Origin of the sequence: Aquabacterium sp. (genome assembly GCF_050725395.1) — a bacterium.
GTDB lineage: Bacteria > Pseudomonadota > Gammaproteobacteria > Burkholderiales > Burkholderiaceae_C > Aquabacterium.
This window is the reverse complement of the sequence record NZ_JBOHHL010000043.1, coordinates 1-26,721: the sequence shown is the minus strand read 5'-3', so window position 1 is coordinate 26,721 and position 26,721 is coordinate 1. Positions and strand designations below refer to the sequence as shown.

Annotated in this window: 24 protein-coding genes; 13 read left to right on the top strand and 11 right to left on the bottom strand. The window is 64.2% G+C overall.

Translation table 11 applies throughout. From position 1 onward, the window contains the following. The 3 genes from ACREB4_RS18900 to ACREB4_RS18890 form a co-directional block, all read right to left on the bottom strand. A partial coding sequence (locus tag ACREB4_RS18900; protein WP_431589796.1) for an ABC transporter permease occupies positions 1-1,378 on the bottom strand: 1,378 nt, incomplete at its 3' end. A 17-nt stretch (positions 1,379-1,395) separates the two neighbouring features. Further along, complete coding sequence (locus ACREB4_RS18895; protein WP_431589795.1) at positions 1,396-2,610, bottom strand: efflux RND transporter periplasmic adaptor subunit; 1,215 nt, start codon at positions 2,608-2,610, stop codon at positions 1,396-1,398. A 91-nt stretch (positions 2,611-2,701) separates the two neighbouring features. Then, complete coding sequence (locus tag ACREB4_RS18890; RefSeq protein WP_431589794.1) at positions 2,702-3,604, bottom strand: DUF3034 family protein; 903 nt, start codon at positions 3,602-3,604, stop codon at positions 2,702-2,704. A gap of 124 nt (positions 3,605-3,728) precedes the next feature. On the opposite strand from ACREB4_RS18890, the gene ACREB4_RS18885 reads away from it, so the two are divergent. Together ACREB4_RS18885 and ACREB4_RS18880 are read left to right on the top strand one after the other, a co-directional pair. Next, entirely contained in the window at positions 3,729-4,220 is a 492-nt protein-coding gene (locus tag ACREB4_RS18885) for a group I truncated hemoglobin (RefSeq protein ID WP_431589793.1), read from the top strand. Between the two features lie 16 nt (positions 4,221-4,236). Continuing rightward, positions 4,237-4,854: a methylamine utilization protein gene (locus ACREB4_RS18880; protein ID WP_431589792.1), complete on the top strand. Its 618-nt coding sequence runs from the start codon at positions 4,237-4,239 to the stop codon at positions 4,852-4,854. Between the two features lie 136 nt (positions 4,855-4,990). Here ACREB4_RS18880 and ACREB4_RS18875 read toward each other — a convergent pair whose 3' ends face one another. Next, complete coding sequence (locus tag ACREB4_RS18875; protein WP_431589791.1) at positions 4,991-5,971, bottom strand: asparaginase; 981 nt, start codon at positions 5,969-5,971, stop codon at positions 4,991-4,993. Between the two features lie 110 nt (positions 5,972-6,081). On the opposite strand from ACREB4_RS18875, the gene lexA reads away from it, so the two are divergent. Together lexA and ACREB4_RS18865 are read left to right on the top strand one after the other, a co-directional pair. After that, positions 6,082-6,777: a transcriptional repressor LexA gene (lexA, locus tag ACREB4_RS18870; RefSeq protein WP_431589790.1), complete on the top strand. Its 696-nt coding sequence runs from the start codon at positions 6,082-6,084 to the stop codon at positions 6,775-6,777. A gap of 130 nt (positions 6,778-6,907) precedes the next feature. After that, positions 6,908-7,150, top strand: a complete 243-nt coding sequence (locus ACREB4_RS18865) for a hypothetical protein (protein WP_431589789.1) — start codon at positions 6,908-6,910, stop codon at positions 7,148-7,150. Between the two features lie 105 nt (positions 7,151-7,255). On the opposite strand, the gene phbB is transcribed toward ACREB4_RS18865, so the two are convergent. From phbB to ACREB4_RS18850, 3 genes are all read right to left on the bottom strand, one after another. Next, positions 7,256-7,993 carry an acetoacetyl-CoA reductase gene (phbB, locus tag ACREB4_RS18860; protein ID WP_431589788.1) on the bottom strand — a complete coding sequence of 246 codons (738 nt, stop codon included), beginning with the start codon at positions 7,991-7,993 and terminating at the stop codon, positions 7,256-7,258. A gap of 63 nt (positions 7,994-8,056) precedes the next feature. After that, positions 8,057-9,238, bottom strand: a complete 1,182-nt coding sequence (locus ACREB4_RS18855; RefSeq protein ID WP_431589787.1) for an acetyl-CoA C-acetyltransferase — start codon at positions 9,236-9,238, stop codon at positions 8,057-8,059. Positions 9,239-9,302: 64 nt separating this feature from the next. Further along, a complete protein-coding gene (locus ACREB4_RS18850) occupies positions 9,303-11,024 on the bottom strand; it encodes a PHA/PHB synthase family protein (protein ID WP_431589786.1) in 1,722 nt (573 codons plus the stop codon). A gap of 179 nt (positions 11,025-11,203) precedes the next feature. Here ACREB4_RS18850 and ACREB4_RS18845 point away from each other — a divergent pair, with 179 nt between their 5' ends. Next, positions 11,204-11,491 carry a hypothetical protein gene (locus ACREB4_RS18845; RefSeq protein WP_431589785.1) on the top strand — a complete coding sequence of 96 codons (288 nt, stop codon included), beginning with the start codon at positions 11,204-11,206 and terminating at the stop codon, positions 11,489-11,491. On the opposite strand, the gene pgeF is transcribed toward ACREB4_RS18845, so the two are convergent. Beyond that, positions 11,411-12,154 carry a peptidoglycan editing factor PgeF gene (gene pgeF / locus ACREB4_RS18840; protein WP_431589784.1) on the bottom strand — a complete coding sequence of 248 codons (744 nt, stop codon included), beginning with the start codon at positions 12,152-12,154 and terminating at the stop codon, positions 11,411-11,413. The two genes, ACREB4_RS18845 and pgeF, sit on opposite strands and share 81 nt — an antisense overlap. 84 nt (positions 12,155-12,238) lie before the next feature. Between pgeF and ACREB4_RS18835 the strand changes: the two genes are divergently transcribed. From ACREB4_RS18835 to ACREB4_RS18820, 4 genes are read left to right on the top strand one after another with little or no spacing between them, the layout of a single operon-like run. After that, positions 12,239-12,826, top strand: coding sequence for a chorismate--pyruvate lyase family protein (locus ACREB4_RS18835; protein WP_431589783.1), 588 nt, complete (start codon positions 12,239-12,241; stop codon positions 12,824-12,826). A gap of 29 nt (positions 12,827-12,855) precedes the next feature. Then, the gene (locus ACREB4_RS18830) at positions 12,856-13,401 is read left to right on the top strand and encodes an NUDIX hydrolase (RefSeq protein WP_431589782.1); all 546 of its coding nucleotides are present in this window, start codon (positions 12,856-12,858) and stop codon (positions 13,399-13,401) included. A gap of 21 nt (positions 13,402-13,422) precedes the next feature. Further along, a complete protein-coding gene (locus tag ACREB4_RS18825) occupies positions 13,423-15,606 on the top strand; it encodes a type I secretion system permease/ATPase (RefSeq protein ID WP_431589781.1) in 2,184 nt (727 codons plus the stop codon). Positions 15,607-15,627: 21 nt separating this feature from the next. Beyond that, positions 15,628-17,064 carry an HlyD family type I secretion periplasmic adaptor subunit gene (locus tag ACREB4_RS18820; protein ID WP_431589780.1) on the top strand — a complete coding sequence of 479 codons (1,437 nt, stop codon included), beginning with the start codon at positions 15,628-15,630 and terminating at the stop codon, positions 17,062-17,064. A 19-nt stretch (positions 17,065-17,083) separates the two neighbouring features. On the opposite strand, the gene ACREB4_RS18815 is transcribed toward ACREB4_RS18820, so the two are convergent. Then, on the bottom strand, positions 17,084-18,997 hold the full coding sequence (locus tag ACREB4_RS18815; protein WP_431589779.1) for a bifunctional diguanylate cyclase/phosphodiesterase: 1,914 nt from the start codon (positions 18,995-18,997) through the stop codon (positions 17,084-17,086). A gap of 22 nt (positions 18,998-19,019) precedes the next feature. After that, a complete protein-coding gene (locus ACREB4_RS18810) occupies positions 19,020-19,664 on the bottom strand; it encodes a transglutaminase-like cysteine peptidase (RefSeq protein WP_431589778.1) in 645 nt (214 codons plus the stop codon). 310 nt (positions 19,665-19,974) lie between these two features. Here ACREB4_RS18810 and ACREB4_RS18805 point away from each other — a divergent pair, with 310 nt between their 5' ends. Together ACREB4_RS18805 and ACREB4_RS18800 are read left to right on the top strand one after the other, a co-directional pair. Further along, positions 19,975-21,780, top strand: a complete 1,806-nt coding sequence (locus ACREB4_RS18805) for a TolC family outer membrane protein (RefSeq protein ID WP_431589777.1) — start codon at positions 19,975-19,977, stop codon at positions 21,778-21,780. Positions 21,781-21,909: 129 nt separating this feature from the next. Beyond that, positions 21,910-22,104, top strand: a complete 195-nt coding sequence (locus tag ACREB4_RS18800; protein ID WP_431589776.1) for a hypothetical protein — start codon at positions 21,910-21,912, stop codon at positions 22,102-22,104. Positions 22,105-22,119: 15 nt separating this feature from the next. On the opposite strand, the gene ACREB4_RS18795 is transcribed toward ACREB4_RS18800, so the two are convergent. After that, complete coding sequence (locus ACREB4_RS18795) at positions 22,120-23,580, bottom strand: hypothetical protein (RefSeq protein WP_431589775.1); 1,461 nt, start codon at positions 23,578-23,580, stop codon at positions 22,120-22,122. Positions 23,581-23,793: 213 nt separating this feature from the next. Here ACREB4_RS18795 and ACREB4_RS18790 point away from each other — a divergent pair, with 213 nt between their 5' ends. Then, positions 23,794-24,969, top strand: coding sequence for a glycosyltransferase (locus ACREB4_RS18790; protein ID WP_431589774.1), 1,176 nt, complete (start codon positions 23,794-23,796; stop codon positions 24,967-24,969). Further along, the gene (locus ACREB4_RS18785) at positions 24,966-26,111 is read left to right on the top strand and encodes an acyltransferase family protein (protein WP_431589773.1); all 1,146 of its coding nucleotides are present in this window, start codon (positions 24,966-24,968) and stop codon (positions 26,109-26,111) included. Before ACREB4_RS18790 ends, ACREB4_RS18785 begins: the two co-directional genes overlap by 4 nt. The last annotated feature ends 610 nt before the right edge of the window (positions 26,112-26,721 follow it).

The window sequence follows — 26,721 nt, the reverse complement described above, 5'->3', positions numbered from 1 at the left end:
TCGTGTAGGGCACCCACACGTTCAGGCTGTCGCTGGCCATGAAAGCGCTTTCCTGCGGGGCGGTCACGCCCACCACGCGCACCGGCACATTGCCCAGGAAAATCACTTGCCCGATCGGGTCTTCATTGGCACCGAACATGGCTTTGGCCGTGTTGGGATCGATCACCGCCTCCTGCGTCTGGCGGCGCACACTGTCGGCATCGAAGGTCTGCCCCTTGGCCAGCGTGTAGCCCTTGACGCGGAAGAATTGGTCGCCCACACCAGTGATGCTGGCCGTGGCCTCCACATTGCCGCGCCGCAGGGTCACCGAAGTGGCCACACTGGGCGTCACGCTGTCCACGTAGCCCAATTTCGCCAGGGCATCGGCATCCGAGGGCACCAAGGTCTGGATGCGCCCCGCCTGCCGGTCACCGAAATTCTTGCCCGGGAAGATGTCGATGGTGTTGGTGCCCATCGCGCTGATGTCCTTCAACACCCGCTCGCGCGTGCCCTGCCCCAGCGCCACCATGGACACCACCGACGCAATGCCGATGATGATGCCGAGCATGGTCAGCAAGGTGCGCAGGCGGTGGCCAGCCATGGCGCGCAAGGCCATGGTGAAAGCCTCGGTGAAGCGGTCCCAGTGGGCGCTCCACGGGTGCGGGATGGCTTGGCCTTCCTTGCTCAGCACGTGGGTCGTCACGGCCTCGCCATCTTTGCGGCGGTCCGCAATGATCTCGCCGTCCGCGATCTCGATGATGCGCTGCGCGTGGTCCGCCACCTTCTGGTCATGGGTGACGATGATGACGGTGTGTCCTTCGGCGTGCAGCTCGCGCAGGATGTTCATCACCTCGGCGCCGCTGGCGCTGTCCAGCGCGCCGGTGGGCTCGTCGGCCAGGATGACATCGCCGCCATTCATCAGCGCCCGCGCGATGCTGACGCGCTGCTGCTGCCCGCCCGACAACTGGCCGGGGCGGTGCGTGGTGCGCTCGCCCAGGCCCAGGCGACCCAGCAGCGCTTGCGCGCGTTGGTGCCGCTCCTGCGCGCCGTGGCCCGCGTAGATGGCGGGGATCTCGGTGTTGCCCAAGGCGGTCAGGTCACCCAGCAAGTGGTAGCGCTGGAAGATGAAGCCGAAGTACTCGCGGCGCAATTGCGCCAGGCCGTCGGGCGCCAGCTCGCTGGTCTCGTGGCCGGCCACGAAATAAGCGCCGCGGCTGGGCCGGTCCAGGCAACCCAGGATGTTCATCAAGGTGGACTTGCCCGAACCCGAGGCGCCCATGATGGCCACCATCTCGCCGGCCCGGATGCTCAGGTTCAGTCCTTTGAGGACGGCCACCTTGCCTTCACCGGACGGGAACTCGCGCCAGAGGTCTTTCACCTCCAACAGTGCTTGCGTCATGTCGGGGCCCTTCGCGTTCAGAACATAGGACCGCCGCGGCGGCCACCGCCGCTGCTGCCGCCTGCACTGGCCTCGCCCACCACCACCTTGTCACCGGCCTTCAGGCCTTCCAGCACCTGGGCCTGCACGCGGTTGTTCATGCCGATGCGCACCTGGTGCGGCACCACCTTCTGTTCACGCCCTTCGCCTTCCAGCACACGCACGGTGTACCGGCCCTTCACCGCCTTGTCCGACAAGGCCGTGGAGGGGATCAACAAGGCATCCTTGGCCTTGTTCAGCACCACGAACACCTGCGCGGTCATCGACACGCGCAACTTGCCATCGGGGTTGGGCACCTGGAACAGGCCGTTGTAATAAATGGCCGTGGCGCTGGTCGAGGTGGCGCTGGTCGACGTGGTCGTGTCGGTTTGCGCGGCATCGGGCACAGGCTCGATGGATTTGAGCTGCGCCTCATAGCGCTGGTTGGGCTCGCCCAGGATGGTGAAGTACACCGGCAAGCCTGGCTTGACGCGCACCACGTCGGCCTCCGAGATCTGCGCCTTGATCTGCACCGTGTCCAGCTTGGACAACTTGATGATGGTCGGCGCCGACTGGTTGGCGTTCACCGTGCGCCCTTCTTCGGCCAGCACCGCCACCACCACGCCATCGATGGGCGCCGTGATGCGGGTGTAGTCCAGGTTCACGCGGGCCGTGTCGAGCGAGGTCTTGGCCTGCTTGATCTGGGCGTCGAGCACCGAGATGTCGGCCTTGGCCGTGGCCAGCGCGGCTTGTGCGTCCTCGAAATCGACCGCCGATCCGGCATCCTGCGCCAGCAAGCTCTTCTTGCGCTTGAACGACAACTCTGCCTGCGTCAGCGTGGCCTGCTTGGCCAGCAACTGCGCCTGCAGCAAGGCGATCTGGGCCTGCGCGTTCTGGTAGGCATTTTGCTGCGTGGTCGAATCGATCTCGGCCACCAACTGGCCCTGCTTGACCGTGTCACCCAAGGCCACGTGCAGCCGCTTGATCTGCCCCGACACCTGCGCGCCGACGCTGACATCCTTGAAGGATTTGATGGTGCCACTGGCCAGCACCGTGTCTTCCAGGTCGCCGACCACCACATTGGCGGTGATGACGTCAGGCCGGGGTGGTGGCGTGAAAAACGCTTTTTTGACACCCCAGGCGGCCGCCGCGACGACCAGCACACCCAGCACCACGCGCGTCGGCGTGAACCAGGAGGATTTGATTTTTTTCATGAAGCCCAGTCTCACCCACTCAGGTTTACAAACGGTGTCCCGTTCGTGAACCGAATGTAAAGGAGAAAAAACGGGGGCTTCAGCGCCTCACTCAAAAGCTCACTTGTCCGGACAGGTACAGGCCCTGCTGGTCTGGTTTGCCCACGATGTTGCCCAAGTTCAACCAGGCGGCCGTCAGGCTGAGCTGGCGTGTCGGGAACCAGGCCACGAACACATCCCACGCGGCCTGCTCTTTCAAGGTCGCGGCGGTGTCTTCCAGGTTGTTGGGCTTCTGGCGGTATTCAGCCCCCACGACGAGGTCGTCGCGCAGCATGAGGCCCAGGCTGCCTTCGGCCATCAACTTGCGATGGGTGTGGCCCACGCCGCCAAAGCCCATCAGGCCGAACTGGTTGGCCTTCGTCAGGCGCAAAGTCAGGTTGGCCAACACGTTGTAGCCTCCGGCGGCCCCCAGCCACAGCTTGGTGGCCGAAGCGTAGAAATCCACACCGTCGCTGTCGACCTTGAACAGGTTCAACAGCGCCTCGTCGTTGTTCACCTTGTACTGGGCACCCACGCTCACCTGCGGCACCCAGCTGTCCTGGTCATAGACGGCATCGCCGACCACCTTGACCTTGACCCCCACCGAGTTCATCTCGATGGACTTGTCCGGCTGCACTTGCGGGCTGAGCTTGAAGCTCCAGCGCGCCATGCTCAATTCCACGCGGTCACGGATGCCGACCGCCGCGCCCGCCACCTTCAGGTCGTAGCCATCGTTGGTCTTGCTGTGCGTGACGAATGCCGAGCCGCCCACCTGGTTGCTGCTGCCGCTGCCCGCGATGACAGCCCAGGGCGTGAGCCCGCCGCCCGCCGCGCCTTCGACCTGGCTGACGCCCCAGGTGGCCAACAAGCGATCACCCGCGTGGGCCGAATGGGGAAACAAGACCGCGCACGCCGCGGCCACCGCCATGGTCAGCCAAGCGGCTTTGAGGGTGTGACGGGTCGGGGATCCACGCATCTTGATCTGCCTTTTCAAAGCCATCGCTGGCCAAAACACCTTTGTTCGACAGATCGGTATCGACCCAACCGCCTCAACATTGAGCAGCTCATGCCGAAAAAACAGGATCACAAAGGTGACTTTCATGAAATTTCAAGACCTGCGCGCACAACTCACGCCTGAGCGCAAGCGGCATCTCATCACCTTGGTGATCGGACTGGCCGTCAGTTGGACCCTGGCCAGCCTGATGGCCTGCGCCACTTCGCTGAAAACCGGCGGCCCGACCGCGCTGTACCAACAACTGGGCGGCGTCGCCGGCATCACCCAGATCACCGACCGCACGCTGGACCGCGTTTCCACCGACCCGCGCACCAAACGCACGTTCGCGAACGTGAAAATGAAGGCGCTGAAGGAAAGCGTGGCCACGTACGTGTGCAAAGTGGCCGATGGCCCCTGTGTGTACGAAGGCGAAACCATGCGCAATTCGCACGCCGACCTGGGCATCTCTGGCGCTGAATTCGACCTGATGGTCGAGATCCTGCGGGACGAGATCAACCAAGCGAACGCCCCGACCGTTGCCAAGAACGAACTGCTGCGCCGCCTGGCGCCCACCCGCCGCGACATCGTCAAGGGCTGAGCCAGTCCAAGCCAGCATGCCCACCACCAGCACTTTTGCGCCCCGCCTGCCCGGCTTGACCGTGGTTCTGGGCAGCCTCATCGCGGCGGCCAGCCTGGGTGCCCAGGCGGCGCCACAGGCCATCCTGGTCACCAACGAAGCCGGCCAGCCCATGGCACAGGCGGCGGTGGCGGTGTACGTGAAAGGCGCACGTGCCACGGCCCCGGCCGGCGCGACCGCCAACATGGCGCAGAAAGGGCGCGCCTTCCAGCCCACCATGCTGGTGGTGCAAACCGGCACCCCGGTGCTGTTTCCGAATTTCGACACAGTTCGGCACCATGTCTACTCGTTTTCGGCCGCCAAGAAATTCGAGATCAAGCTCTACGCCGGCACGCCCGCCGCACCCGTGGTCTTCGACAAGGCCGGCACCGCCACCCTGGGGTGCAACATCCACGACCAGATGCTGGGCTACATCCATGTGGTCGACACGCCCTATTTCGGCGTGACCGGCAGCGACGGCCAACTCACGCTGGACCTGCCTGCCGGAGATCACCGCGCCCAGGTCTGGTGGCCCGCGCTGGGTGAAACCCACCCAGGTGTCGAACAGGTGCTCAAGGCTGGTGGGCCGGCCGTGGCCTTGCGCGTCAAGCCCTGATCCGCGCGCTTCGCCAGCCTGTCATCGGCGTGTCACGAAGCCTGCTTAAAGTCTGACCTGTCTCGGGACAAACGCCTTGTCTCAGGGATGAAGGCAGCACTCGGCTAGTCGGACACCGCAGCACGGGTTCAGTCCTTCATCCCGCCAGATGGGCAGGCGGCACCCCCAACAAATCCAGCATCAAGGCCACACGAGCCTGCGCCGGCGTCAGGCTGCCCGCCGCCGGCCAGCGGTCCCCCTCGCGGCACTGCACCCCACCCCGGGCCACCCGGCTGCTTCGCCAGACCTGAATGCCCCGTTGCTCCGCCTTCTCCAAAGCCCGCGTCAATCCCTGGTGGATCGTGCCGTGCCCCGTGCAGGCCACGACCAGACCCTTCACCGGATCCCCAGCCTTGGCATCCTGCGCCAGCAAGGCCTCGACGACCCGGCCATCGGCCCCCGCATGGCTGGTCAGGATCTCGACCCGGGGCGGCGGCGCCCTGTCCAGCCAGGACCAACCCGCGCCGCCCGGGGGCACCCAGGGCATGGCGTCCAGGACGACACCATCGTCGGCGACACGACCCAGCGGCTCGCACCCGCCCCCATCGAAGGCATCGATGTGCCAGCTGTGGGCTTTGCGCACCGCGCACCCCGGCCAGATCACCCCCGCCATCACGACCACCACACCCGACTGGCCCTGCCTGGCCGCGCGTTCGGCGACCCGCACCGCATCGCCCAGGTTGCGGGGGCCATCGGCCTGAGCCGACGTCGCGGCCCGCATGGCCGCGGTCAGGACCACCGGCTTGTCCACGTCCAGCAAACGGTGCAGCAGGTAAGCGGTTTCTTCCAACGTGTCCGTGCCATGGGTGATGACCACCGCCCCCACATCCTCGCGGGCCAAGGCCGCTTGAACCTGCCTGGCCAAGGCCTGCCACACCGACCAGTCCATGTCCTTGCTGTCGACCTGGGCCACCTGCCGGGCTTCCAATGCCACGCCCGACAGGCCAGGCACCGCTTGCAGCAACTGGCCCACGGACAACTGTGCGGCCTGGTAAGCCACATCGTCGGGCCCCGCCCCCGTGCCGGCGATCGTGCCGCCCGTGCCCAGCACCACCACCAAGGGTGACTTCACATCCATGCAACGCACCTTTTCAAAAACACTGGACAAATGAACAGGACTGTATAGAATGACAGCCAAGGCAAGCCATCCAGCGGTCATTCCAGAAGGTCAAGCGACCACACAGCCAGATGAACGATAAACCCAAACTCACGCCCCGCCAGCAAGAGATCTTCGAACTGATCCAGCGGGCCATCGCGCGCACTGGGGCCCCCCCTACCCGGGCCGAAATTGCCACCGAGCTGGGCTTCCGTTCCGCCAATGCTGCCGAAGAACACCTGCAGGCCCTGGCGCGCAAAGGCGTGATCGAACTGCTGGGCGGCACCTCGCGGGGCATCCGCCTCAAAGCCGGCACCCTGCGCACGGTGAACGAAACCCGCAAGAAGTCAGGCGGCATCAGCACGCCATTCAATTTGAGTTTGCCGGGGTTGGAGCAATTGGTCCTGCCCCTGGTGGGCCGAGTCGCCGCCGGCAGCCCGATCTTGGCCCAAGAGCATGTCGAACAAAGTTATTCGCTCGAACCCAGTCTGTTCGCCAAGCGCCCTGACTACCTCTTGCGCGTTCGCGGCATGAGCATGAAAGACATCGGCATCCTGGATGGCGATCTGCTGGCCGTGGCCCGCGCCAAAGAAGCCCGCAATGGCCAGATCGTGGTGGCCCGACTGGGTGATGAAGTCACCGTCAAGCGCTTCATGCGCACGTCCAAGGGCATCGAACTGCTGCCTGAAAACGCGGATTTCAAACCCATCATCGTGCCGCCCGACCACCCCGAGTTCGAACTCGAAGGCTTGGCCGTGGGCCTGATTCGCAATCAATTGTTGATGTAATTCGCTGCCGTGTTGGCAACGTCACCGTGCGGGTGGCGGGCATTTGCACCTCGCTTCGGGTGTGCAGTCCCGTGCGTTGACGTCATCCTGGAATCCTGCCGAACTTCATTTGCCGTTGCCGGAGTTCTCCATGATTCATCACTTTGCCCGCGCCTTTTTTGCCCGTTCCACCCAAGCCGCACGCGCGGTCAGCCCTCGGACAGAACCCATTCTTGCCCCCGATCGGGCATTGAAACCCAGCACGATCGCGCCTCGCCGACTGCGGATCAGCAGCGACCCGGCGGATGCCCGCCGCACGGTCATCGCCGGTCGCTTCGCGGACGTCTGCGCCGCCCTTGACCGCCTGGTGCTGGAACAAGAAGCCGCCGCCTGAAACAGCACACAAGCACACACGCCAGCAGGCATGAAAAAACCCCGCAGCCTCTGAAGCGAAGCTGCGGGGTCTCGCGATCCCATTCTTCCAACGAAGAACGTTTGATCAACCCATGTGCAGGCCACCGTTGATCGAAAAATCAGCACCCGTGGCAAAGCCCGATTCATCGCTGGCCACCCACGACACCATCGAGGCGATGTCTTCGGGCGTGCCCAGGCGCTTGACGGGGATCGTGGCCACGATCTTGTCCAGCACATCCTGGCGGATGGCGCGCACCATGTCGGTGCCGATATAGCCCGGCGACACCGTGTTCACCGTCACGCCCTTGTTGGCCACTTCCTGGGCCAGGGCCATGGTGAAGCCGTGCATGCCGGCCTTGGCCGCCGAATAGTTGGTTTGACCGAACTGGCCTTTTTCGCCGTTGACCGAGCTGATGTTGACCACGCGGCCCCAGCCCCGGTCCACCATGTCGTCGATGACCTGCTTGGTCACGTTGAACAGGCTGTTCAAGTTGGTGTCCATCACCGCGTCCCAATCGGCCTTGCTCATCTTGCGGAACATGCCGTCACGGGTGATGCCGGCGTTGTTGACCAGGATGTCGACCGGGCCGTGCTCGGCGCGTGTCTTCTTGAAGGCTTCGACGGTGGAATCCCAATCGGCCACATTGCCCACGGAGGCATGAAAGGTATAGCCCAGAGCGCTTTGCTCGTCCAGCCACTTCTTGAAGTCACGGCTGGGCCCGCAGCCTGCGATCACCTTGAAACCGTCCTTGTGCAGCCGCTGGCAGATCGAGGTGCCGATGCCGCCCATACCGCCGGTCACGTAGGCCACTTTTTGACTCATGGAATGCTCCTCTTTTGGGGAAAAAATCTAATCGTTGCGAGAGAAAAAGAACGAGGGAAGTGCTCAGCGCTCGACCGTCAGGGCCACGCCCATGCCGCCGCCGATGCACAGTGAAGCGATGCCTTTGCGGGCGTCACGTTTCTGCATTTCGTGCAGCAGCGTGACCAGCACGCGGCAACCCGAAGCGCCGATGGGATGGCCAATGGCGATGGCACCACCGTTGACATTGACCTTGCTGGTGTCCCAGCCCATTTCCTTGTGCACGGCGCAGGCTTGCGCGGCAAAGGCTTCGTTGATTTCCAGCAAATCGAGGTCGGCGGCCTTCCAACCGGCACGCTCGAGGGCCCGGCGGGAGGCCGGCACCGGCCCCATGCCCATGTAGGCCGGGTCCAGCGCCGCATTGGCATACGAGGCGATTCGCGCCAAAGGCGTCAAACCCAATTGCTGCGCTTTCTTGGCGCTCATGACCACCACCGCTGCGGCGCCGTCGTTCAGGCCCGAGGCATTGCCCGCCGTCACGGTGCCCGCCTTGTCGAAAGCCGGACGCAGGCCCGCCAGCACGTCGGCGGTCGATTTGCGGTTGACGAATTCATCGGTGTCGAACACCAGCGGATCACCCTTGCGCTGCGGAATCAGCACTGGCGCGATCTCGTCCTTGAAGCGGCCCGAATCCACAGCGGCGGCGGCCTTCTGTTGCGAAGCCAGGGCCAGCGCATCCTGCTGCTCGCGGCTGATCTCGTACTTCTTGGCCACGTTTTCGGCGGTGATGCCCATGTGGTACTGGTTGTAGACGTCCCAGAGGCCGTCGGTGATCATGGAATCGATCAGCTTCCAGTCGCCCATGCGTTGGCCTTCGCGCGACCCCGGCAGCACGTGCGGTGCCAGGCTCATGCTTTCCTGGCCCCCAGCGATGATGATTTCCGAGTCGCCATCGCGGATGGATTGCGCGGCCAGCATCACGGCCTTCAGGCCCGAACCGCACACTTTGTTGATGGTGAAACCAGGCACGCCCTGGGGCAGGCCAGCCTTGATCAGGGCCTGGCGGGCCGGATTCTGGCCAACGCCCGCCGTGAGCACCTGGCCCAGGATCACTTCGCTGATCTGGTCGCCCGTCAAATTGGTGCGCTTGAGCAGGTCCTGGATCACCACCGCACCCAGGTCGGAGGCCGGGGTCTTGGCCAAAGTGCCGCCAAATTTGCCCACGGCGGTGCGGGAAGCGGCAACGATCACGATGTCGGTCGTCATGGTGACTCCTTTTCTCCAGAGGCTTTTTGGTTCACTCGGTCGAGCGGTAGATGATGAGCGCCGTTCACGCCTTGCGCAAGACGTAACGGCCCGGGGCTGGCTCGATGGCCGGGTACTTCGGGCTGCCCGGCTGCTTGGGCGCGGCCACTTTTTTGCCCGCCTGCGTTGCCAACCAGTCACCCCAGGTGGTCCACCAGCTGCCGGGGTGCTCCTGCGCGGTGGCCAGCCATTCCTTGGCCGTGGCCGGGAAGGTGCCCGGCTTGCCGCTGGTCCAGTAGCTTCGCTTGTTTTTCTGCGGTGGGTTGATGACCCCGGCGATGTGCCCCGAAGCGCCCAGCACGAAGGTGGTCGGCCCCTGGGTCAACTGGGTGGACGCGTAGGCGCTGTCCCAGGGCACGATGTGGTCTTCGCGCGAACCGTAGACGAAGGTCGGCATGTCCAGGCGGCGCAAATCCACCGGTTGGCCGCACACGGTCAGGGCGTTCGGCTGGGCCAGCTTGTTTTCGAGGTAGGTGTTGCGCAAGTACCAGCAGTACATGGGGCCTGGCAGGTTGGTGCTGTCGCCGTTCCAGTACAGCAGGTCGAAGGCCGGTGGCTTTTCGCCCTTCAGGTAGTTGCCGACCACGTAATTCCACACCAGGTCGTTGGCGCGCAGGAAGGAGAAGGTCGCGGCCAGTTCGCCGCCCCGCATCAGCCCCCCGCCCTGCGGGCTGCGCTCGCCAATGGTGGCCTCGCGCACCTGCACCATGGCCTCGTCCACGAACAGGTCCAGCGTGCCCGTGTTGACGAAGTCCAGGAAAGTGGTCAGCAAGGTCAGGCTGGCCACGGGCTTGTCGCCGCGCGCGTCCATCACGGCCAAAGCTGTGGCAAGCAAGGTACCGCCCACGCAGAAGCCCAGGGCGTTGATCTTGGCGACCCCGGCGATCTCGCGCACCACGTCGATGGCCTTGATGGTGCCCTGCTCGATGTAGTCGTCCCAGGTGGCTTTGGCCAGGTCATCTTCGGCATTGACCCAGCTGACCACGAACACGCGGTGGCCTTGCGACACCGCGAAACGGATCAGCGAGTTGTCAGGCTGCAGGTCAAGGATGTAGAACTTGTTGATGCAAGGCGGCACCAGCAGGAAAGGCACGGCGTGGACCTTGTCGGTCAGCGGCTTGTATTCGATCAGCTGGAACAGGGCGTTCTCGAACACGACCGAACCTGCGGTGTTGGCCACGTTGCGCCCCACCTCGAACACGCTCTCATCGGTCTGCGACAGATGCCCTTGGCGCAGGTCACTCAGCAGCATCTGCAGGCCTTGGGTGATGCTCTCGCCCTTGGTATCGATGGCCTTTTTCTGCGCCTCGGGGTTCAATGCCAGGAAGTTGGACGGCGCGGCCGCGTCCACCCATTGCTGCACGGCGAAGCGCACGCGGTCGCGTGCTTTTTCGTCACCGCTCAGGCTGTCGGCCAGGCGCTGCAAAGTGCGCGCGTTGAGCAGGTACATGGAGGCCATGAAGGCGCTGCCCGGGTTGCTCTTCCACTCCGCCGAAGCGAATCGCCGATCGTCGGGGATGAGTTGGTCGGGTTGCTCCAGCGCCTGGTTCCACAGGGCCGTGGCCTGCGTCAAGTAGTCTTGCTGGATGCGAGACATCGCATCCCATGGCACCGTCAGGCCGGCGATCGATTGCAGGCTGGTGCCCACGCTGTCGGCCAATACCGTGGTTTCAATCGGAGGGAGCGGAGGACTCTCGGCGGAAGCATTCGTCGACTTTTTGGAACGAGACCGTTGAATGACAGCCATATGTCTCCTTGGCAGGACCTGCGAGGTTGCAAACACCCATTCTGGGTGCATCAATGTTGCCGTATTCTGAGCACAGTTTTTTCACGGTCGATCAACATCTGCCCTCGGTTTGATGTGTTTTCGCCTCACTCAAAAGCAAACTTCGGGCCGACCCAGGCTTGACAAAGGCCCCGACCTAAATGTGGATCGTTGCAATCGCCTGGATGTTCGTCGTGCTGCTGATGACGGTGGCCGAAGCCGTCAGCCCCGTGGGCAGTGTGCTGGGCGCGATCATGACTTTCTTGCTTTACGGCGTGGGCCCTTTGTCCTTGGTGATGTACCTGCTCGGCACCCCCATGCGCCGCCGGGCAAGGCGAGCCCGGGAAGCCGCGGCAGACGCGGCCAGCTCACCGGCGGCGGTCGTCGAGCCAGATGCAGGCAGCCTGCCGACCCGTGACGCGGTCTCGTCTGAACGAAAAGAAGCGTGAAGCCTCGGTCACGGTGCACCAGGTGCCGCCGTCAATGCCCCTGACACCCGAAGCCCGCAGGCGATCTTTCGCCAGTCCCGCCAGGTCGGCCAGCCAGCGGTCGGACGATTGCCGGACAAAGCGCGGATGCGCTGGCCCCGAGGGATCGACGCCGAAACCCCGCAGCACATCGGCCCCGACCTGGAAAACCGAGGGGCCGATGCAAGGCCCCAGCCAAGCGCGCAAGTCGGCCGGGTCGCAAGCACTGGCCTCGCACAAAGCCGCCACGCCGGTGTCGGCGATGCCCGCGCCGCCCATGTCGCCTGCGCCAGCCAGGCCACGCCAACCCGCGTGCAGTGCCGCCACGCCCCGACCTTCGGGCGCCGCCAACAGGATGGGCAGGCAATCCGCGACCATGACCGTGCAAGCGAGGCCCGGCTCGGTGGTGAACGCACCATCGGCTTGCGCCTCGGCCAGTTCATTCAGGGTTGGACGCGTCAGCCGCACCACGCGGTGACCATGCACCTGTTGCAGCCAGAGGGGTTGCGCGCCCAAGGCCTCGGCCAGTTCGCGGCGGTGCCGGTTCACATCAAGCAGCTCATCGCCGACGTGGTTGCCGAGGTTGAAAGCATCCCAGGGCGGCTGGCTCCCGGTCGATGACGGCAGGCCAATGCGTGCCGTCATGAGCGCGCCCACGCCCTGACCGAGCTGCGGAGAAATCCAGCCCTCAGGCCAGCTTGGGAGTGTCGAGGCTATCATCGCGGCCCGATGCTACCTCGTTCCGCCGCCCCCAGTTTGTCCAGCCACCGCGCCGCCCGCCACAAGGGCCTGCGCCGCGAACCCCACCCCGCCAGTCCCTCGCTGCACGCCTGGCTGATGGCCACGGGGTCACTCACCGCCAGGCTGCGCGCGCATGGGCGGGTTGAGGTTCAGGTGCAACGCCAGGGCAGCCAGCGCCTGTGGCCCGAAGAGCGCCGCGATCTGCGCTGTCGCAGCGGCCACGTGCGCGAAGTGATCCTGTTGCTGAACGGCGTGCCGGTGGTGTGGGCCCGCAGCGCCACCTCGCACCGTGCCCTGCAAGGCACGTGGAAAGCCTTGACCGGCCTGGGCACACGCCCTCTGGCCGAACTGCTGTTCCAGCGCAGCCACGTGGGCCGCGAACCCTTGCGCATCCAGCAACTCACCCGGCATGGCCGAGCCGAATCGCGGCTGCGCGCCGCCTGGCCGGGCACCCATCCCCGCTGGGCGCGCAGTTCGGTGTTCTGGCAGCACGGCCAGGCCCTGAGGGTGATGGAGTCCTTCGCGCCCTGGATCGCTCGGCTGGACGCCCACCGCCTGATCCGCACGCCCGGCTGATCCAGCACGATGCCCTTACACTCGGGCCCATGCTTTTTTCACGCCGCATCGAGCACTGCCAGGTCTGTGGCACCAAGGTCGAATACCGGGTGCCCGACGACGACAACCGCGAGCGAGCGGTCTGCCCCGCCTGCCACCACGTCCACTATGTGAACCCACTCAACGTCGTGGGTACTCTGCCGGTCTGGGAAGACAAAGTGCTACTGTGTCGGCGCAACATCGAGCCACGCAAGGGCTTCTGGACCTTGCCCGCCGGTTTCATGGAACTGGGCGAAAGCACCGAAGAGGGTGCGGCGCGCGAAACCGACGAGGAAGCCGGCGCCCACATCGAGATGCAAGGGCTGTACTGCGTGATCAATGTGCTGACCGCCGGACAGGTGCATTTCTTCTACCGCGCCCGACTGCTGGACACCGATTTCGCCCCCGGCCCCGAGACCATCGAAGCCCAGTTGTTCAGCGAACAGGACATCCCTTGGGGAGAACTGGCCTTCCGCACCGTCCGCATGACGCTCGAGAAGTACTACGCCGACCGAGTGAGTGGTCAATTTAACGTCCACTGTGCCGATATCCGTTGAGTGAACAAACCTCAGGAACCCATGGCCGCGGTCACGCCGCAATCCAGCACATCGCCTGCTGACGCCACCGCGCGCCTGCGCGAAGACCTGATCGCCCCCGACCCGCTGCTCGATTGCCTGATCGAAGTCGGCCGCCTGCATGGCCACGCCGCCACCCGGGCCTCGCTGTCCGCCGGCCTGCCCATGGACAACGGCCCCCTGCCCCTCGCACTGGCCGAACGCGCCGCCTCCCGCGCCGGCCTGGCCGCCAAGGTTCAGCGACTGGCCTTGAAGGACATCGACGAGAAGACCCTGCCGGCCATCCTGATCCTCAAGGACAACCAAGCCTGCGTGCTGCTGAGCCAGGACGCGCAAGGCCGGGCCCAGGTGCTGCTGCCCGAGACGGGCCAGGGCAGCATCGAACTGTCGGCGTCCGAACTGGCCGCCCGCTACACCGGAGTGGTGCTGTTCGCCCGGCCACATTTCCGCTTCGACGAGCGCACGCCGCAAGTGCGCGCCGCCGCGACCGGGCACTGGTTCTGGAGCGCCGTGCTGGCCCAGCGCTTTGTCTACCGCGACGTGCTGTCGGCCGCTTTGCTGATCAACCTTTTCGCGCTGGCCTTCCCGATTTTTTCGATGAACGTGTACGACCGCGTCGTGCCCAACCACGCGGTCGAAACGCTCTGGGCCCTGGCCATCGGCGTGATGCTGGTGCAGGCTTCCGACTTGGCCATCCGCCTGCTGCGCAGCCACTTCGTGGACGAGGCCAGCGCGCGCATCGACGTGCAGATTTCGGCCACGCTGATGGAGCGCGTGCTGGGCATGAAGCTGGAGAACCGGCCGCAGTCGGTGGGCTCCTTCGCGGCCAACCTGCGCGGCTTCGAGCAGGTGCGCGATTTCATCGCGTCGAGCACCGTCACCGCGTTGATCGACCTGCCCTTCGCGATGCTGTTCGTGTTCGTCATCGCGTGGATCTCGCTGTGGCTGGTGATCCCGGTGGTGCTGGTGTTCACCATCATCCTGGTGGCGGGTTATGTGCTGCAGCACCGGCTGCACGAGCTGTCGCAAAGCACGTACCAGGCCTCGGCGCAGCGCAATGCCACGCTCGTCGAAAGCCTCACCGGCATCGAGACCATCAAGTCGCAAGGCGCCGAAAGCCTCATCCAGTCGCGCTGGGAGCGCGCCAACCAGTACCTGGCCCAGCTCAATGTGCGCATGCGCGGCCTGTCGTCCAGCGCCATGTACACCACGGCCACCTTGCAGCAACTGGTCTCCGTCAGCATCGTGCTGATCGGCGTGTACCTGATCACCGACAAGAGCTTGACCATGGGCGGCCTGATCGCCTCGACCATGCTGGCGGGCCGCGCGCTGGCGCCGGCTGGCCAGATCGTGGGCCTGCTGATGCAGTACCAGGGCGCCGTCACGGCCATGGAGTCGCTGAACAAGATCATGGACCAGCCGGTCGAACGGCCGCTGGGCACCAGCTTCGTCGAGCGGCGCGAGATCAAGGGCGAGATCGAATTCCGCCACGTGTCCTTCGCCTACCCGGGCCGCAAGGATTCGGCGCTGGACAACATCAGCTTCAAGATCAAGCCGGGCGAAAAAGTGGCCCTGATCGGCAAGGTCGGTTCGGGCAAGACCACGCTGCAGAAGCTGATCCTGGGCCTGTACCAACCCGCCCAGGGCGCCGTGCTGCTCGATGGCATCGACCTGCGCCAGCTCGACCCGGCCGATGTTCGGCGCAACCTGGGCTATGTGTCGCAAGACGTCACCCTGTTCTTTGGCACGCTGCGCGAGAACATCATCTTCGGCATGCCGCACGCGCGGGACGACGCCATCGTCTCGGCCGCCGAACTCGCCGGCATCAACGACATGATCCACCGCCATCCGCAGGGCTTCGACATGCCCGTGGGCGAACGCGGCGAGCTGCTGTCGGGCGGGCAACGCCAAGGCGTGGGCATCGCGCGGGCGGTGCTGCACAACGCGCCCATCCTGCTGCTGGACGAACCCACCAGTGCAATGGACTTCTCGACCGAGGCCTACGTCACGCAGCGCATGAAAGAGTTCTCGGCCGGCAAGACCGTCGTGCTGGTCACGCACCGCACGTCCATGCTGTCCTTCGTCGACCGCGTCATCGTGGTGGACCAGGGCAAGGTCATGGCCGATGGCCCGCGCGAGCAGATCCTGCAGGCCCTGGCGTCCGGGCGCATCGCCCGCGCCTCCTGAGCCAGTGGCAAGGCAGCGACCATGAAGACCCTCATGAAACTCGGCCAGGTGGTGATCGCGGTGCTGGAATCCATCCGCCGCTTCACCGCGCCCGTCACCGACTGGCTGCTGGACCGCGTGGCCGGGCCCCGCGTCACCGTCGAATCAGCCCAGGCCGCCGGCATGCGCCCCTTCGAGCTGGACGCCGACGCGGTCATGTCCACCCACGCCACGTACCGCGCCCAGACCCTGGTGCGCTCGGCGGTGTTCGTGGTGGTCGGCCTGATCGTCTGGGCGGGCTTTGCCCAGATCGATGAAGTCACCAAGGGCGAGGCCAAGGTCATCCCCTCCCGGCAACTGCAGGTCATCCAGTCCTATGACGGCGGCGTGGTGTCGGAAATCCTGGTCAAGGAAGGCCAGGTGGTCGAACAAGGCCAGTTGCTGCTGAAGATCGACGAGACACGCGCCACCTCCGGCATGCGCGAAAGCGCGGCCAACGCCTTTGCCCTGCGGACCAAGCTGGCACGCCTGAAAGCCCTGGCCGAAGGCGCTTCATTTCTGCCGCCCGTGGCCACCAACCCGGACGAAGAGCGCATCGTCCTGGAAGAGCGCCAGCTCTACGATTCCAAGCGCGCCGAACTGGCATCGCTCATCGGCATCAGCCAGCAGCAGCTCGCGCAGCGCCAGCAGGAGCTGAGCGAGATGCGCTCGCGCCGTGAATCGGCCAGCCGAACGCTGGACCTGTCGCAACAGGAGCTGGCCAAGACGCGGCCCCTGCTGGCCACGGGCGCGGTGTCCGAAGTGGAAGTGCTCAGGCTGGAACGCGATGTCAGCAAGTCCCGCGGCGACATGGAACAGGCCAGCGCCCAGAGCGCCCGCGTGATGGCGGCCATCAACGAAGCCCAGCGCAAGATCCAGGAAACCGAGATCACCTTCCGCAACGAGGTCCGCAAGGACCTGTCCGAGGTGCTCGGCAAGCTCAATGCCTTGAACGAAGGCGCCGTGGCTTTGGCGGACAAGGTCGACAAGGCCCAGGTCAAGTCACCCGTGCGCGGCCGCATCCAGCGCTTGCTGGCCAACACCGTGGGTGGCGTGGTTCAACCGGGCAAGGACATCCTCGAGATCGTGCCCCTGGACGATGCCTTGGTGCTGGAAGCCCGCGTGCAGCCGCGCGACATCGCCTTCATCCATCCCGGCCAGGCGGCCACGGTCAAGCTCACCGCTTACGACTTTTCCATCTACGGTGGCATGGAGGCCACCGTGGAGAACATCAGCCCGGACACCATCACCGACGAGCGCGGCGTGAACACGTTCTACGTGGTGAGGGTGCGCACCAAGGCCGCCAATGTCAGCGCCAAGATGCCCATCATCCCCGGCATGACGGCCGAGGTGGACATCCTCACCGGCAAGAAGACGGTGCTGTCCTACCTGCTGAAGCCGGTGCTCAAGGCCCGGGCATACGCGCTGCGCGAACGCTGAACTGGCAGCCAGCCGACGGTCACTCCTTGACCGCGGGTCCGGTCACGCCATCGATGCCACAGTTGATCAAGGCAGAGATGTCGTCAGCATCCGCCACGCCCTCGGCATAGACCTGCAAGCCCAGGCCATGCAGCATGGAGGCCGTGGCCGCCACAAAGGCCGCCCGAGCCAGGTCTTTCGACACCCCCTGCACCACGGACGCGTCCAGCTTGACGTAGTCCAGGCCAGCCTCGAACAGGAACTCGATGCGCGTCAGGCGCTCACCCGCGTGCTCCAGGCCCACACGTGCGCCCAAAGGACGCAGTTGCTTGCACAGCTCGCGCACCAGCTCGAAACGCTCGACCGCGGCCACCTCGGAGACCTCCAGCCACAAGCGTTGCGCCTCGACCGGGGCCTCGGCCAGGCGGGCCCGCAGGCGCGGCACGAAACCGCTGTCAAGCAAGGACGCCGGCGACAGGTTGACCCCGCGCGGTTGCTGGTCGGACGCGATTTGCGTCAAGGCCAGGGCCACGGCGGCTTCGTCGATCTGCGAGATCAGGTTGCAACGCAAGGCCATGGGCAGCCAATGTGCCGCGGATTCGAAGGGGCCGCCCGGCTCCAGTTGCAGGCGCATCGGGGTTTCGTGGTGGATCAGCGTCGAATGGCGGTCTAGCACCGGGAAGCGGACCAGCAGCAGGCGATCTTCCTGCAAGGCCGAGGTCATGCGGCGGCGCCACTCGTCCTCGCCCATGGCGGATTCCGCCGATGAACTGAGTTGCGACAACTCGACGGCAAAACCACCACGGCTCTCCGCGCGGGCCAAAGCCGAATCGGCCGCCGCCAGCACCTGCTGCATGGCCACGCCCCGCTCCCAGTGCGTTGCCCCCACGACCACGCTGGCGCTGGAGCCCAGCTCGGCGAAGGCACGTTTGATCGCATCGGCATAGTGTTCGGGCTGCGGCAGGGGGACATCGGCCTGCGTCAGGCACACCGCGAAGTCGCCACCATTGAGGCGCCCCGTGGCCACGCCCACCACGCCCACCGAGACCTCGTTGAGCACCGAGGCCAGCTTCTGCAGCAGCACGTCGGTCTGGCGGTGGCCGAGCACGCGGTTCACCATGGCCAGGTCGACCACGCGGATCATGCACACCAGGCCACGCCCGGAGCCTTCATCGTTGTTCAGCGCCGCCCCCAACTGGGCGACGAAATGGGTTCGGTTGGACAAGCCGGTCAGCGGATCGCAATGGGCCTGCCGGCGCAACTGCTCGACCTGCACCGCCTGGTCGTCGAATTGCGACTTGAGCCGCTCGACCACCGCGTTCATGGCCTGGCTCAAACGCGCCAGTTCCGGCACCCGGGGTTGCTCGACGGTGATGAAGCGCCGCTCCATCAAGGCCTGCGCCTGGCCCACCGTCGCGTCCAGCGGCCGGCGGATGGCGCGCACGCCGAAAGTCGCGACCACGCCCGCCAAGGCGCCCAGCGCCGCCAGCCACATCGCCGTGGTGATGCTGCCTTGCCACAGTTGGTCGTCGGCGAACGATGAATGGCTGACCACCTCGACCGAGCCCAAGGCACGCCAGCCATCGGAGACCTGCGCCACACCCGGCGTCGAATCGATGGACAACAGGTTCACGAACCAGGCCGGCGCCAGGGACTCCGTGCGCTTGAGGCTGGACTCGTGGTTGGACACCACCTGGCCGCGGGGATCACGCAAAGAGATGCGCTGGTAGAAGCCCGTGTCGAACGAGGCCGCCACCGCCAGATCCATCAAGGCCAGATCGCCTTTCTGCTGAGAGAGGCTCAGGGCCAGCGACTGCGCGTTGTCCGCGTTCTTGAGGCGCAACTGGGTTTCCAGATAGTTCCGCGAGGAAACCATCCAGACCGCGAAGCTGCCCAGGAACGCCATCAGCAGCGTCACCACCAACAGCAGCCAGATCTGACGAATCAGCGACATGCAGTGTCCCTTGTCATCCACATCACCACCAGCCCTCCGCCCGGGTCTTGGTCAACAGCTCCCGCCAGCGCGAGAGGCGTGCCACCGGGTCTCCCGCCGTGGTACTGCCCACACCTTGCCACAAACCTTCGGCGTTGAAACTGAAAACAGGTGCCAAATCAGGCCTTCTGGAAGCGGGCCGGATGTCGGTGATCAGGTTATCCAGGATCAAAGGCTCTGCCATGGGTTCGGGGTAATAGGCCAACACCATGTGGGCCAGGATCGCGCCGCCAACCTCGGCGCGCACGTACACCAGCCGCATCTTCGCCGGAGACACGCCCGCGGCGATCAGGGACAAATACTTGCCGATGGCGTAGTCCTCGCAATCGCCGGCGCCCTTGTTCAGCATTTCCAACGGCGTGGCCCAATAGTCGACTTGCCCCCAGACCTCGCGGTCCTCCCGGTAATCGACACGGCGGTTGAAGAAGGTGTTGAGGCGCTTGAGGCGGCTCACCTCGTCCACCGAGGCCACCTCGGCGATCTCCTGGATCAAGGCCTGGGCCTGGGCCGACGTGGCCGGACCCATGCGCTGCGCCGCGGCCATGATCTTCTGGGACTCGAACGCGCTGCCAGCCGCGCCCAGCATCAAGCTGGCCAACACGGCCAAGCGCAGCAACCAGGCGCCCAAGGCTCTCCACAGCGTTCGCCCGGACCAGCCTCCCTTGAAGGGCAACGTCGATGTGGCAGGGGCCAGGCTCATTCCAGGTGGGGCTCGATCAGGGATTCAACGTTGCAGACAGTCACCTCACTGAATCGACCTCCACCGCCCAAACTTGATGCCAGGGTTCTCACGGTTCGGTTTTCGCCACGAAATCACCGAAATCGGGAACTGCCCATGTAACGATTGATGACAAAATAGTCGCGTTTTGCCCATGGCTTTTGAGGCCGCAACATCAGGATCGAGGTCAGATTTGAAAAATGCGACGTTCCAACATGGCTTGACCGCCATTGCCCTGGCTGCCTTCGCGCTCACCACGCAGGCCCAGACAAGCCAGACCTCCGGGCTGGCGGCCGCCGCACAAAAGGCCATCGATGGCAACCCCGAAGTCACTGCCCGCCTGAATGCCCTCCGGGCCGCCAACGACGAAATCAGCGTGGCCCGCGGCGCTTACCTGCCCCGCGTGGACTTGTCCGCCAGCGTGGGCCGCGACAGCGACCGCATCACCAACCGCAATCCAGAATCGCAAAGCCTCAACCGCAACGGCGTGGCGCTCAGCGCCAACCAGGTCTTGTGGGACGGCCTGCAGACCCGCCGCGAAGTCGAGCGCCTGGGGCATGCCAAATTGGTCCGCTATTTCGAGTTCCTCTCGTCGACCGAAGACGCCGCCCTGGAAGCCTCGCGCGCCTACATCGACGTGCAGCGCTTTCGCCGCCTGGTCGAACTGGCGCAGGACAACTACGTCCAGCACCGCTACGTGCAAGACCAGCTGCAATCCAAGGTGAAAGCCGGCGTGGGGCGCGGCGTGGACTCGGAACAAGCCACCGCCCGCCTGGCCCTGGCCGACTCCAACCTCACCACCGAAGCCGCGAACCTGCACGATGTCAGCGCCCGCTACCTGCGCGTGGTGGGTGAAGCGCCCGCCACCAACCAGCCCGCCGTCCAGGGGCTGAGCAATGGCATCCCCGCCAGCAGCGACGAGACCGCCAACCAGGCCGTGATTGGCAACGCCACGGTGGAAGCCGCCGTCGAGAACCTGCGCGCCGCCAAGGTCCAGGCCTCGGGTCAGAAAAACAGCCTCTACCAACCCAAGCTGGAGGCCCGTGTGCGCAGCGGCCTCGGCAAGAACTTCGACGGCATCGAAAGCCAGAAGCGCGACACCTCCGCGGAAGTCCTGCTGTCCTGGAACCTTTTCAATGGCGGCTCGGACAGCGCCCGTTCGCGCCAATTGGCCAACCTGGTCAACCAAGCCGCCGACCAGCGCGACAAGGCCTGCCGCGACGTGCGCCAGACCGCCTCCATCGCCCACAACGACATCCAGAAGCTGAAGGACCAACTGGCCTCGCTGGACCGCAACGTGCTGGCCATCGAGAAAGCCCGAGACGCCTACCGCCAGCAGTTCGACATCGGCCAGCGCAGCCTGCTGGACCTGCTGAACTCTGAAAACGAGCTTTACACCGCCAAGCGGGCCTACGTGAACGCCGAAGCCGACCTGCAACTGGCCTACGCCCGCACGCACGCCGCCAAGAATTCGCTGACGGCCACCCTGGGCCTGAGCCCCAGCCAAGAGACCGACAGCGAACGAGGCCAGCACTGGCAAGCGGCCGAAGACGCCGCCCAGCGTTGCCCGGCCATCAACATCGACGCGCCCAGCATCAACCGCGAAGAACTGAACAACCGCGCCCGCAAGCTGGCCACTCCGGCGACCGCTGCCACTGAAACCATCACCGCCTCGAGCCCCCCGGCCTCCGCCGCCGTCCCGACCGTCACCGAACGTCTGCGGGGCTGGGCCAGCGCGTGGGCCGCCAAGGACATCGCCCGTTACATGACCTTCTACGCCAAGGATTTCGCGCCCGCGCGCTCGACCTCGGCCAAATGGATCAACGAGCGCCGCCGCCTGCTGGCCAAACCCGGTCCCATTGAGGTCCAGTTGAGCCAGGTCAAGGCGGAGTCACGCGGTGACACCGTGGTCACCAGCTTCACCCAGAACTACAACTCGCAAAACTTCAAGGACAGCAGCTTCAAGGCCCTGACCTGGAAGTTGATCGACGGCCAATGGGTGATCGTCAACGAAAGCAACCGCTGACCGGAAATCTCCCCCGCGAATGGGCACTAGCCCGCTGGAAAACCAGCGGGTAAAGTCAGACCGTCAAGCCCACAGGCCACCCCGAGGCCAGCTTGAAGTTGTTGACGGTCCCGGGGCAGGAGTACAGCCATGCATGACGAAGAACACTCGGAACAAATGAGGCAAAAACTCCTCGACATGCAGACGGCTTTGTTCAGCCTGCGCGATGGCTTGGTCAACCTGAGCCTGTCGCTGCAGGAACTGGCCTTCCTCACCGACGAATCCGCGCAGCGCCAGGCCAGCACCGAGGCGGACAGCCTCATGTGCCGGCTTTTGCGCAACTGACCAGAAAAGCCAGGCTCAGCCCGCCTGCAAGGCCAAGCCGACAGGTTTGCGCCGGCCATCCTCATCCCATACCTCGGTCAAGGCGCGCCCTGACATTTCGGCGGGCACGGGGATGCCCATGATCTTCAGGATCGTGGGTGCCACATCAAGGTTGGTGCAGGGGCCCAAAGCCAGTCCTTTGCGAACTCCGTCGCCGTAGAAAGCCAGGATCCCATCCGGGTGGTGCATGCCCTGCTTGACGGTGGGCGCATCGACCGCGAACAGCTCTTCGATCGGGTACCCTTGCTCCGCAGCATCAGGACAGGTCGGAAAGTGATAACGGATGCCATCCGACTTCTTCGCCAGGCCCAAAGGCGTCACCGTCAACATGCCATCGGTTTCTTGCACCGCGATCGCGGCTTCCCGTCGGCCATCGACCACGCGGTAGGCGCCTTCAATCCGGGCCTTGACCTCGGCTCGGCGCACACCATCGGGGATGGTCAGGTTCCATTGCGGCACCATGGTGGCGACCACATCGTCCACGCCGTCCTTGCCCAGCAAAGCCACGAATCGGTCGATGTTCTTGAAGCGCACCACGATCTTGCCGTCTTGGTAACGGTCGCTGACATACGGTTGCTGGCCCATGCTGGAGGCGATCACCAGCACGGTGTTGGCGTCCATCAGCTTCATGAAACGGCCGATCAATTCATCGCACAACTGGTAACCCGTGGGCACCGCCTGACCGTAGCGGCTGCGCTCTTCCGCCGAAGACGGCACCGTGAAACCGGCGTCGTCCCAGGCGCGCCAGTAGTGGTGCATGAAGTGCGCAGCATGGTTGGTGTGCCACGTGGCGAAATCCGGCCTGTAGCGCTTGTACAGGTGAGCAAAGAAATCGTAGTTGAGGCGGGGTTGCAGACACACGCGACGCCACCGCGAATGGGGCTCGACACGCTCCCGCACCAATTGCAGGGCCACGCTGGCCAGGGTGCTCGGCCGCAAACCAAAACTGCGCACCAGTTCCAGGGTCTTGCCCACCAATTGGAAAGGCGTCAGGGCCTTGCCCACCTTGTTGTGAACCTGCGTGTAAAGGCGATTCAAACCCTGCACCGGTTGCAGTTGGGGCGGGTAGGTTTCGTCACCGGGGGCAAATGGCCCGGGCACGATGAAACCATCGACCTTGCGCGGCGGATAGGCGCTGATACTGCCAAAAATACCCACGGAGCGCCCGGCGGCCGACACGAAATCCCACAAGCGCTTGGCATTGATCGTTTCCGAACCCTGCTCCAGCACGGTGGCACCATGGACATCCCGGGACACGCCCGTGTGCACGGTGACCCAGGTGACCCAGGGGTCGAGGTGGGGAGATTGCTCCACCGCTGTCTGAGTGGCCCAGGCCCCTTCGCCACGCAGGCGTGCAATATTGGGCAGATAAGACGCGCCATGCTGTGCAATCAATCTGTCGATCACGCCCCAGTTGATCTCATTCAACTCAAGCATCAAAACCTTGCGCGCCTTCATTCCCAACCCTTCTTGAGGGGATATCCCCCGCGTCCAAACAATTTAACGGGAGCCTAGCACGAGGCCATGCGCCCACGGCACCGAATTCGAGGGGGCCCGCCCCAGCATTCGAGGGGCTCGCCGGTGTACAGTCCACGCCGGCGCCATCGTCCCGGATGATAGCTTTTCAACGACTTCTTCAACACAGAAATCATGCGGCGGATTGCCATCGTCACCCCCATTTTGCCGGTCCCCTTCGACCCTGCTCGTGGGCGCTTCATCTACGAAATTGCCAAGTCGCTGTCAAAAATCGCGGACGTCCGTGTTTTTTTTCAGTTGCTGGAATATCCACTGGCGTCGGTCAAAACCAAAAGTTATGTTTACGGCGAACTGCAGGAAGGCTACACGCTTGAGGGCATCGACGTTGAATCTTTCAGTTACCCTGCCATCCCGGTCATTTCCCGTGGCTTGAATGGGTTCGTCAGCAGCCGCGTGCTGGCGCCGCGTTTGAAGAAATTCAATCCGGATGTGGTCATCGGTTATTGGGTATACCCAGATGGGTATGCCGCACAAAAGGCCGCCAAACAATTGAACATACCCTGCGTCATTGGTGCGCTGGGTTCCGACATTCATTTGCGCAGCGGACTCAACCATTATCTGACGCGTCAAACCCTTCGCAAAGCCGATGCCGTCATCACCGTCAGCGAAGCCATGCGGCAATACACCATCGATGAGTTCGGCGCCGCTCCGGATAAAACCACGACGATCGTCAATGGCTTCAACACCAGTGTGTTTCATGGCCGCCCCCAAGGGCCGGATCGTGAACGCCTGAATATCCCTGTCGACCAGAAACTGATGGTTTACGTGGGCCGATTCGTGGAAGCCAAGGGCTTGAATGAATTGCTGGCCGCTTTTTCAAACATGGCCCAGGCCGATCCGCTGGTCCGGCTGGCGCTGATTGGCGATGGCGTGATGAAGGCACAACTGGTCCAAGCCATCGAATCGGCGGGCTTGAAAGGCAAAATTTACCTCCCGGGCAACCTTGTTCCTGCAGAAGTTGCCACTTGGATTGGTGCCTCGGACCTTTTGACGCTGCCCAGCTGGTCCGAGGGCTACCCGAATGTCGTGGTCGAAGGTGTGGCCTGCGGTAGACCCGTGGTGGCCACCGATGTGGGGGGAACGCGCGAGATCATCAATGGTGACAACGGCATACTTGTTCGACCAAAAGACGTCAAATCCCTCCAAAATGGTCTGACCGAGGCTTTGAGCCGCCAGTGGGACCACGAAGGCATCGCCAATGCCATGCGTCGCACATGGGATGATGTGGCCCAAGACACCCTGAACGTGTGCGAGGAACTGCTTGCCCGCCGAAGCCCACTTTCGTCATGAGCGACCGCCCCATCGTGCACAGCATCCCCCAAGGAACGCTCTCCCAGGCCCTCTCTGGCGGCCGCATCCCAGGCCTGGACTTCCTGCGCGCCTTGGCGGTCATGCTCGTCATCGCCGACCACTCCGGCATCCCCGCCCTGGGGCCGGTCCTCTTGACCAATGGCAGCCTGGGCGTGGAAATTTTCTTCGTGCTGAGCGGCTTCCTGATCACCTGGATCTTGCTGGCGGAGCTTCGCGCCTCCGGCACCATTGGCCTGAAGGATTTCTACCAGCGCCGCGCCGCGCGCCTCTTGCCCGCGTTTTACCTTTATGTGGCCGCCGGGTTGCTGATCCTCTGGGTGGTGCACAAACCCATCCCATGGGCTGCGGTGGCGTCCTCCAGCCTGTACGTCCTCAACTATTACCAAGCCTTCACAGGGGCAACTTCGCACTTTTTGTCGCATTGCTGGTCTTTGGCCGTGGAGGAGCAGTTCTATTTCCTGTGGCCATTCCTGCTGATCTTCCTCGTGAAGCGGCAAATGAGCCTGAAAGCGGCCATCGTCACGCTGGTCGCGCTGATCTGGACCTACCGGGCCGTGGCCTTGCTCTGCTTCAATGCTTCGGACGAATACCTGTACCGGGCGCTGGAAACCCGCGCGGACCACTTGCTGGTGGGCGCCCTCCTGGCGGTGATGCTCCAGGAACCTCTCTGGCAAAAGCGCTGGGAAGCGGCCGCACGCCAGACTTGGATCGCCCCCGTGCTGATCGCCGTTTTGATCGCCTCCACGTCGGCCCATGGGCAGATGACCTACAAATACGCCCTGGGGTTCGCGCTGGAGCCAATCCTCATCGCCGCGCTGCTGCCAACCGTGGTGTTGTGGGCGCAGCGTTCTGCAGGCTGGACACGGGTCCTGACAGCCCCTCTTGTCACCACGGTGGGTCAGGCCTCCTATGGCATCTACCTTTTCCATCCCTTCGTGGTGCATCCCGCCAGGCACGCCGTGGAAAGACTGACGGGATCCTTTGCCCTGGGCTTCGCTTTCTCGGTGGCGGTGCTGACCGTGGTGGCCGTTCTCTCCTACCGCTTCATCGAAAGTCCTCTGCGACAGCGGTGGCAACCTGAACATCGGGCAAGCCCGGTTCAACAAGTCCTCACCGGATGAGAAAATCGCACTCAAACAGCAACTGCGTAACTCATGGTTACAAATAAGGTATTCAGTTACCGAGAGTCTCCCTTCTTACCGGCGATTATTACGAGCCCTTACACCGAAATGTGAAGGATTCACAGACGCGATTTGAGCTGATTCCTGACAATAACAACCATGATGTTCCAAACCTCAACTTGCAAGCAAAAGCGGGTTATCGGACTGGAATGACACCTTGAGTACTGCCGATGCCCAAAACGCAAAAGCAGTTCTTTTTTGATGGAACGAAGCTCGCAATTTCGCTGAACCCTCAGTGCTAGAGGTCGGGTTTCAATTTAAAGAGTTCATATGGCGCAGTTAGTTTTTACTACTACTCAAACCCTCCGTACAGCCATTGGCGTCAGCGTCCTGGCACTCGCCGGTTGCGGCGGCGGTGGAAGCAGTACAACACCTAGCACCAGCACAGGTTCAGGTACAGGCACCTCGACCCCAGCTTCGACCCAACCACCTCCGGTCATTGACACCGCCGCCGCAGAAGCCGCGGCCGCTGCTGCCGCCGCCAAGGCCGCTGCCGATGCAGCCGCTGCCGCCGCCGCGAAGGCTGCCGCCGATGCCGCAGCCAAAGCTG

What these genes read in the sequence shown, in the direction of transcription:
- ACREB4_RS18895 (WP_431589795.1), bottom strand. Translation starts at nt 2,610, where the DNA reads ATGAAAAAAATCAAATCCTCCTGGTTCACGCCGACGCGCGTGGTGCTG.
- ACREB4_RS18890 (WP_431589794.1), bottom strand. Translation starts at nt 3,604, where the DNA reads ATGCGTGGATCCCCGACCCGTCACACCCTCAAAGCCGCTTGGCTGACC.
- ACREB4_RS18885 (WP_431589793.1), top strand. Translation starts at nt 3,729, where the DNA reads ATGAAATTTCAAGACCTGCGCGCACAACTCACGCCTGAGCGCAAGCGG.
- ACREB4_RS18880 (WP_431589792.1), top strand. Translation starts at nt 4,237, where the DNA reads ATGCCCACCACCAGCACTTTTGCGCCCCGCCTGCCCGGCTTGACCGTG.
- ACREB4_RS18875 (WP_431589791.1), bottom strand. Translation starts at nt 5,971, where the DNA reads ATGGATGTGAAGTCACCCTTGGTGGTGGTGCTGGGCACGGGCGGCACG.
- lexA (WP_431589790.1), top strand. Translation starts at nt 6,082, where the DNA reads ATGAACGATAAACCCAAACTCACGCCCCGCCAGCAAGAGATCTTCGAA.
- ACREB4_RS18865 (WP_431589789.1), top strand. Translation starts at nt 6,908, where the DNA reads ATGATTCATCACTTTGCCCGCGCCTTTTTTGCCCGTTCCACCCAAGCC.
- phbB (WP_431589788.1), bottom strand. Translation starts at nt 7,993, where the DNA reads ATGAGTCAAAAAGTGGCCTACGTGACCGGCGGTATGGGCGGCATCGGC.
- ACREB4_RS18855 (WP_431589787.1), bottom strand. Translation starts at nt 9,238, where the DNA reads ATGACGACCGACATCGTGATCGTTGCCGCTTCCCGCACCGCCGTGGGC.
- ACREB4_RS18850 (WP_431589786.1), bottom strand. Translation starts at nt 11,024, where the DNA reads ATGGCTGTCATTCAACGGTCTCGTTCCAAAAAGTCGACGAATGCTTCC.
- ACREB4_RS18845 (WP_431589785.1), top strand. Translation starts at nt 11,204, where the DNA reads ATGTGGATCGTTGCAATCGCCTGGATGTTCGTCGTGCTGCTGATGACG.
- pgeF (WP_431589784.1), bottom strand. Translation starts at nt 12,154, where the DNA reads ATGACGGCACGCATTGGCCTGCCGTCATCGACCGGGAGCCAGCCGCCC.
- ACREB4_RS18835 (WP_431589783.1), top strand. Translation starts at nt 12,239, where the DNA reads ATGCTACCTCGTTCCGCCGCCCCCAGTTTGTCCAGCCACCGCGCCGCC.
- ACREB4_RS18830 (WP_431589782.1), top strand. Translation starts at nt 12,856, where the DNA reads ATGCTTTTTTCACGCCGCATCGAGCACTGCCAGGTCTGTGGCACCAAG.
- ACREB4_RS18825 (WP_431589781.1), top strand. Translation starts at nt 13,423, where the DNA reads ATGGCCGCGGTCACGCCGCAATCCAGCACATCGCCTGCTGACGCCACC.
- ACREB4_RS18820 (WP_431589780.1), top strand. Translation starts at nt 15,628, where the DNA reads ATGAAGACCCTCATGAAACTCGGCCAGGTGGTGATCGCGGTGCTGGAA.
- ACREB4_RS18815 (WP_431589779.1), bottom strand. Translation starts at nt 18,997, where the DNA reads ATGTCGCTGATTCGTCAGATCTGGCTGCTGTTGGTGGTGACGCTGCTG.
- ACREB4_RS18800 (WP_431589776.1), top strand. Translation starts at nt 21,910, where the DNA reads ATGCATGACGAAGAACACTCGGAACAAATGAGGCAAAAACTCCTCGAC.
- ACREB4_RS18795 (WP_431589775.1), bottom strand. Translation starts at nt 23,580, where the DNA reads ATGCTTGAGTTGAATGAGATCAACTGGGGCGTGATCGACAGATTGATT.
- ACREB4_RS18790 (WP_431589774.1), top strand. Translation starts at nt 23,794, where the DNA reads ATGCGGCGGATTGCCATCGTCACCCCCATTTTGCCGGTCCCCTTCGAC.
- ACREB4_RS18785 (WP_431589773.1), top strand. Translation starts at nt 24,966, where the DNA reads ATGAGCGACCGCCCCATCGTGCACAGCATCCCCCAAGGAACGCTCTCC.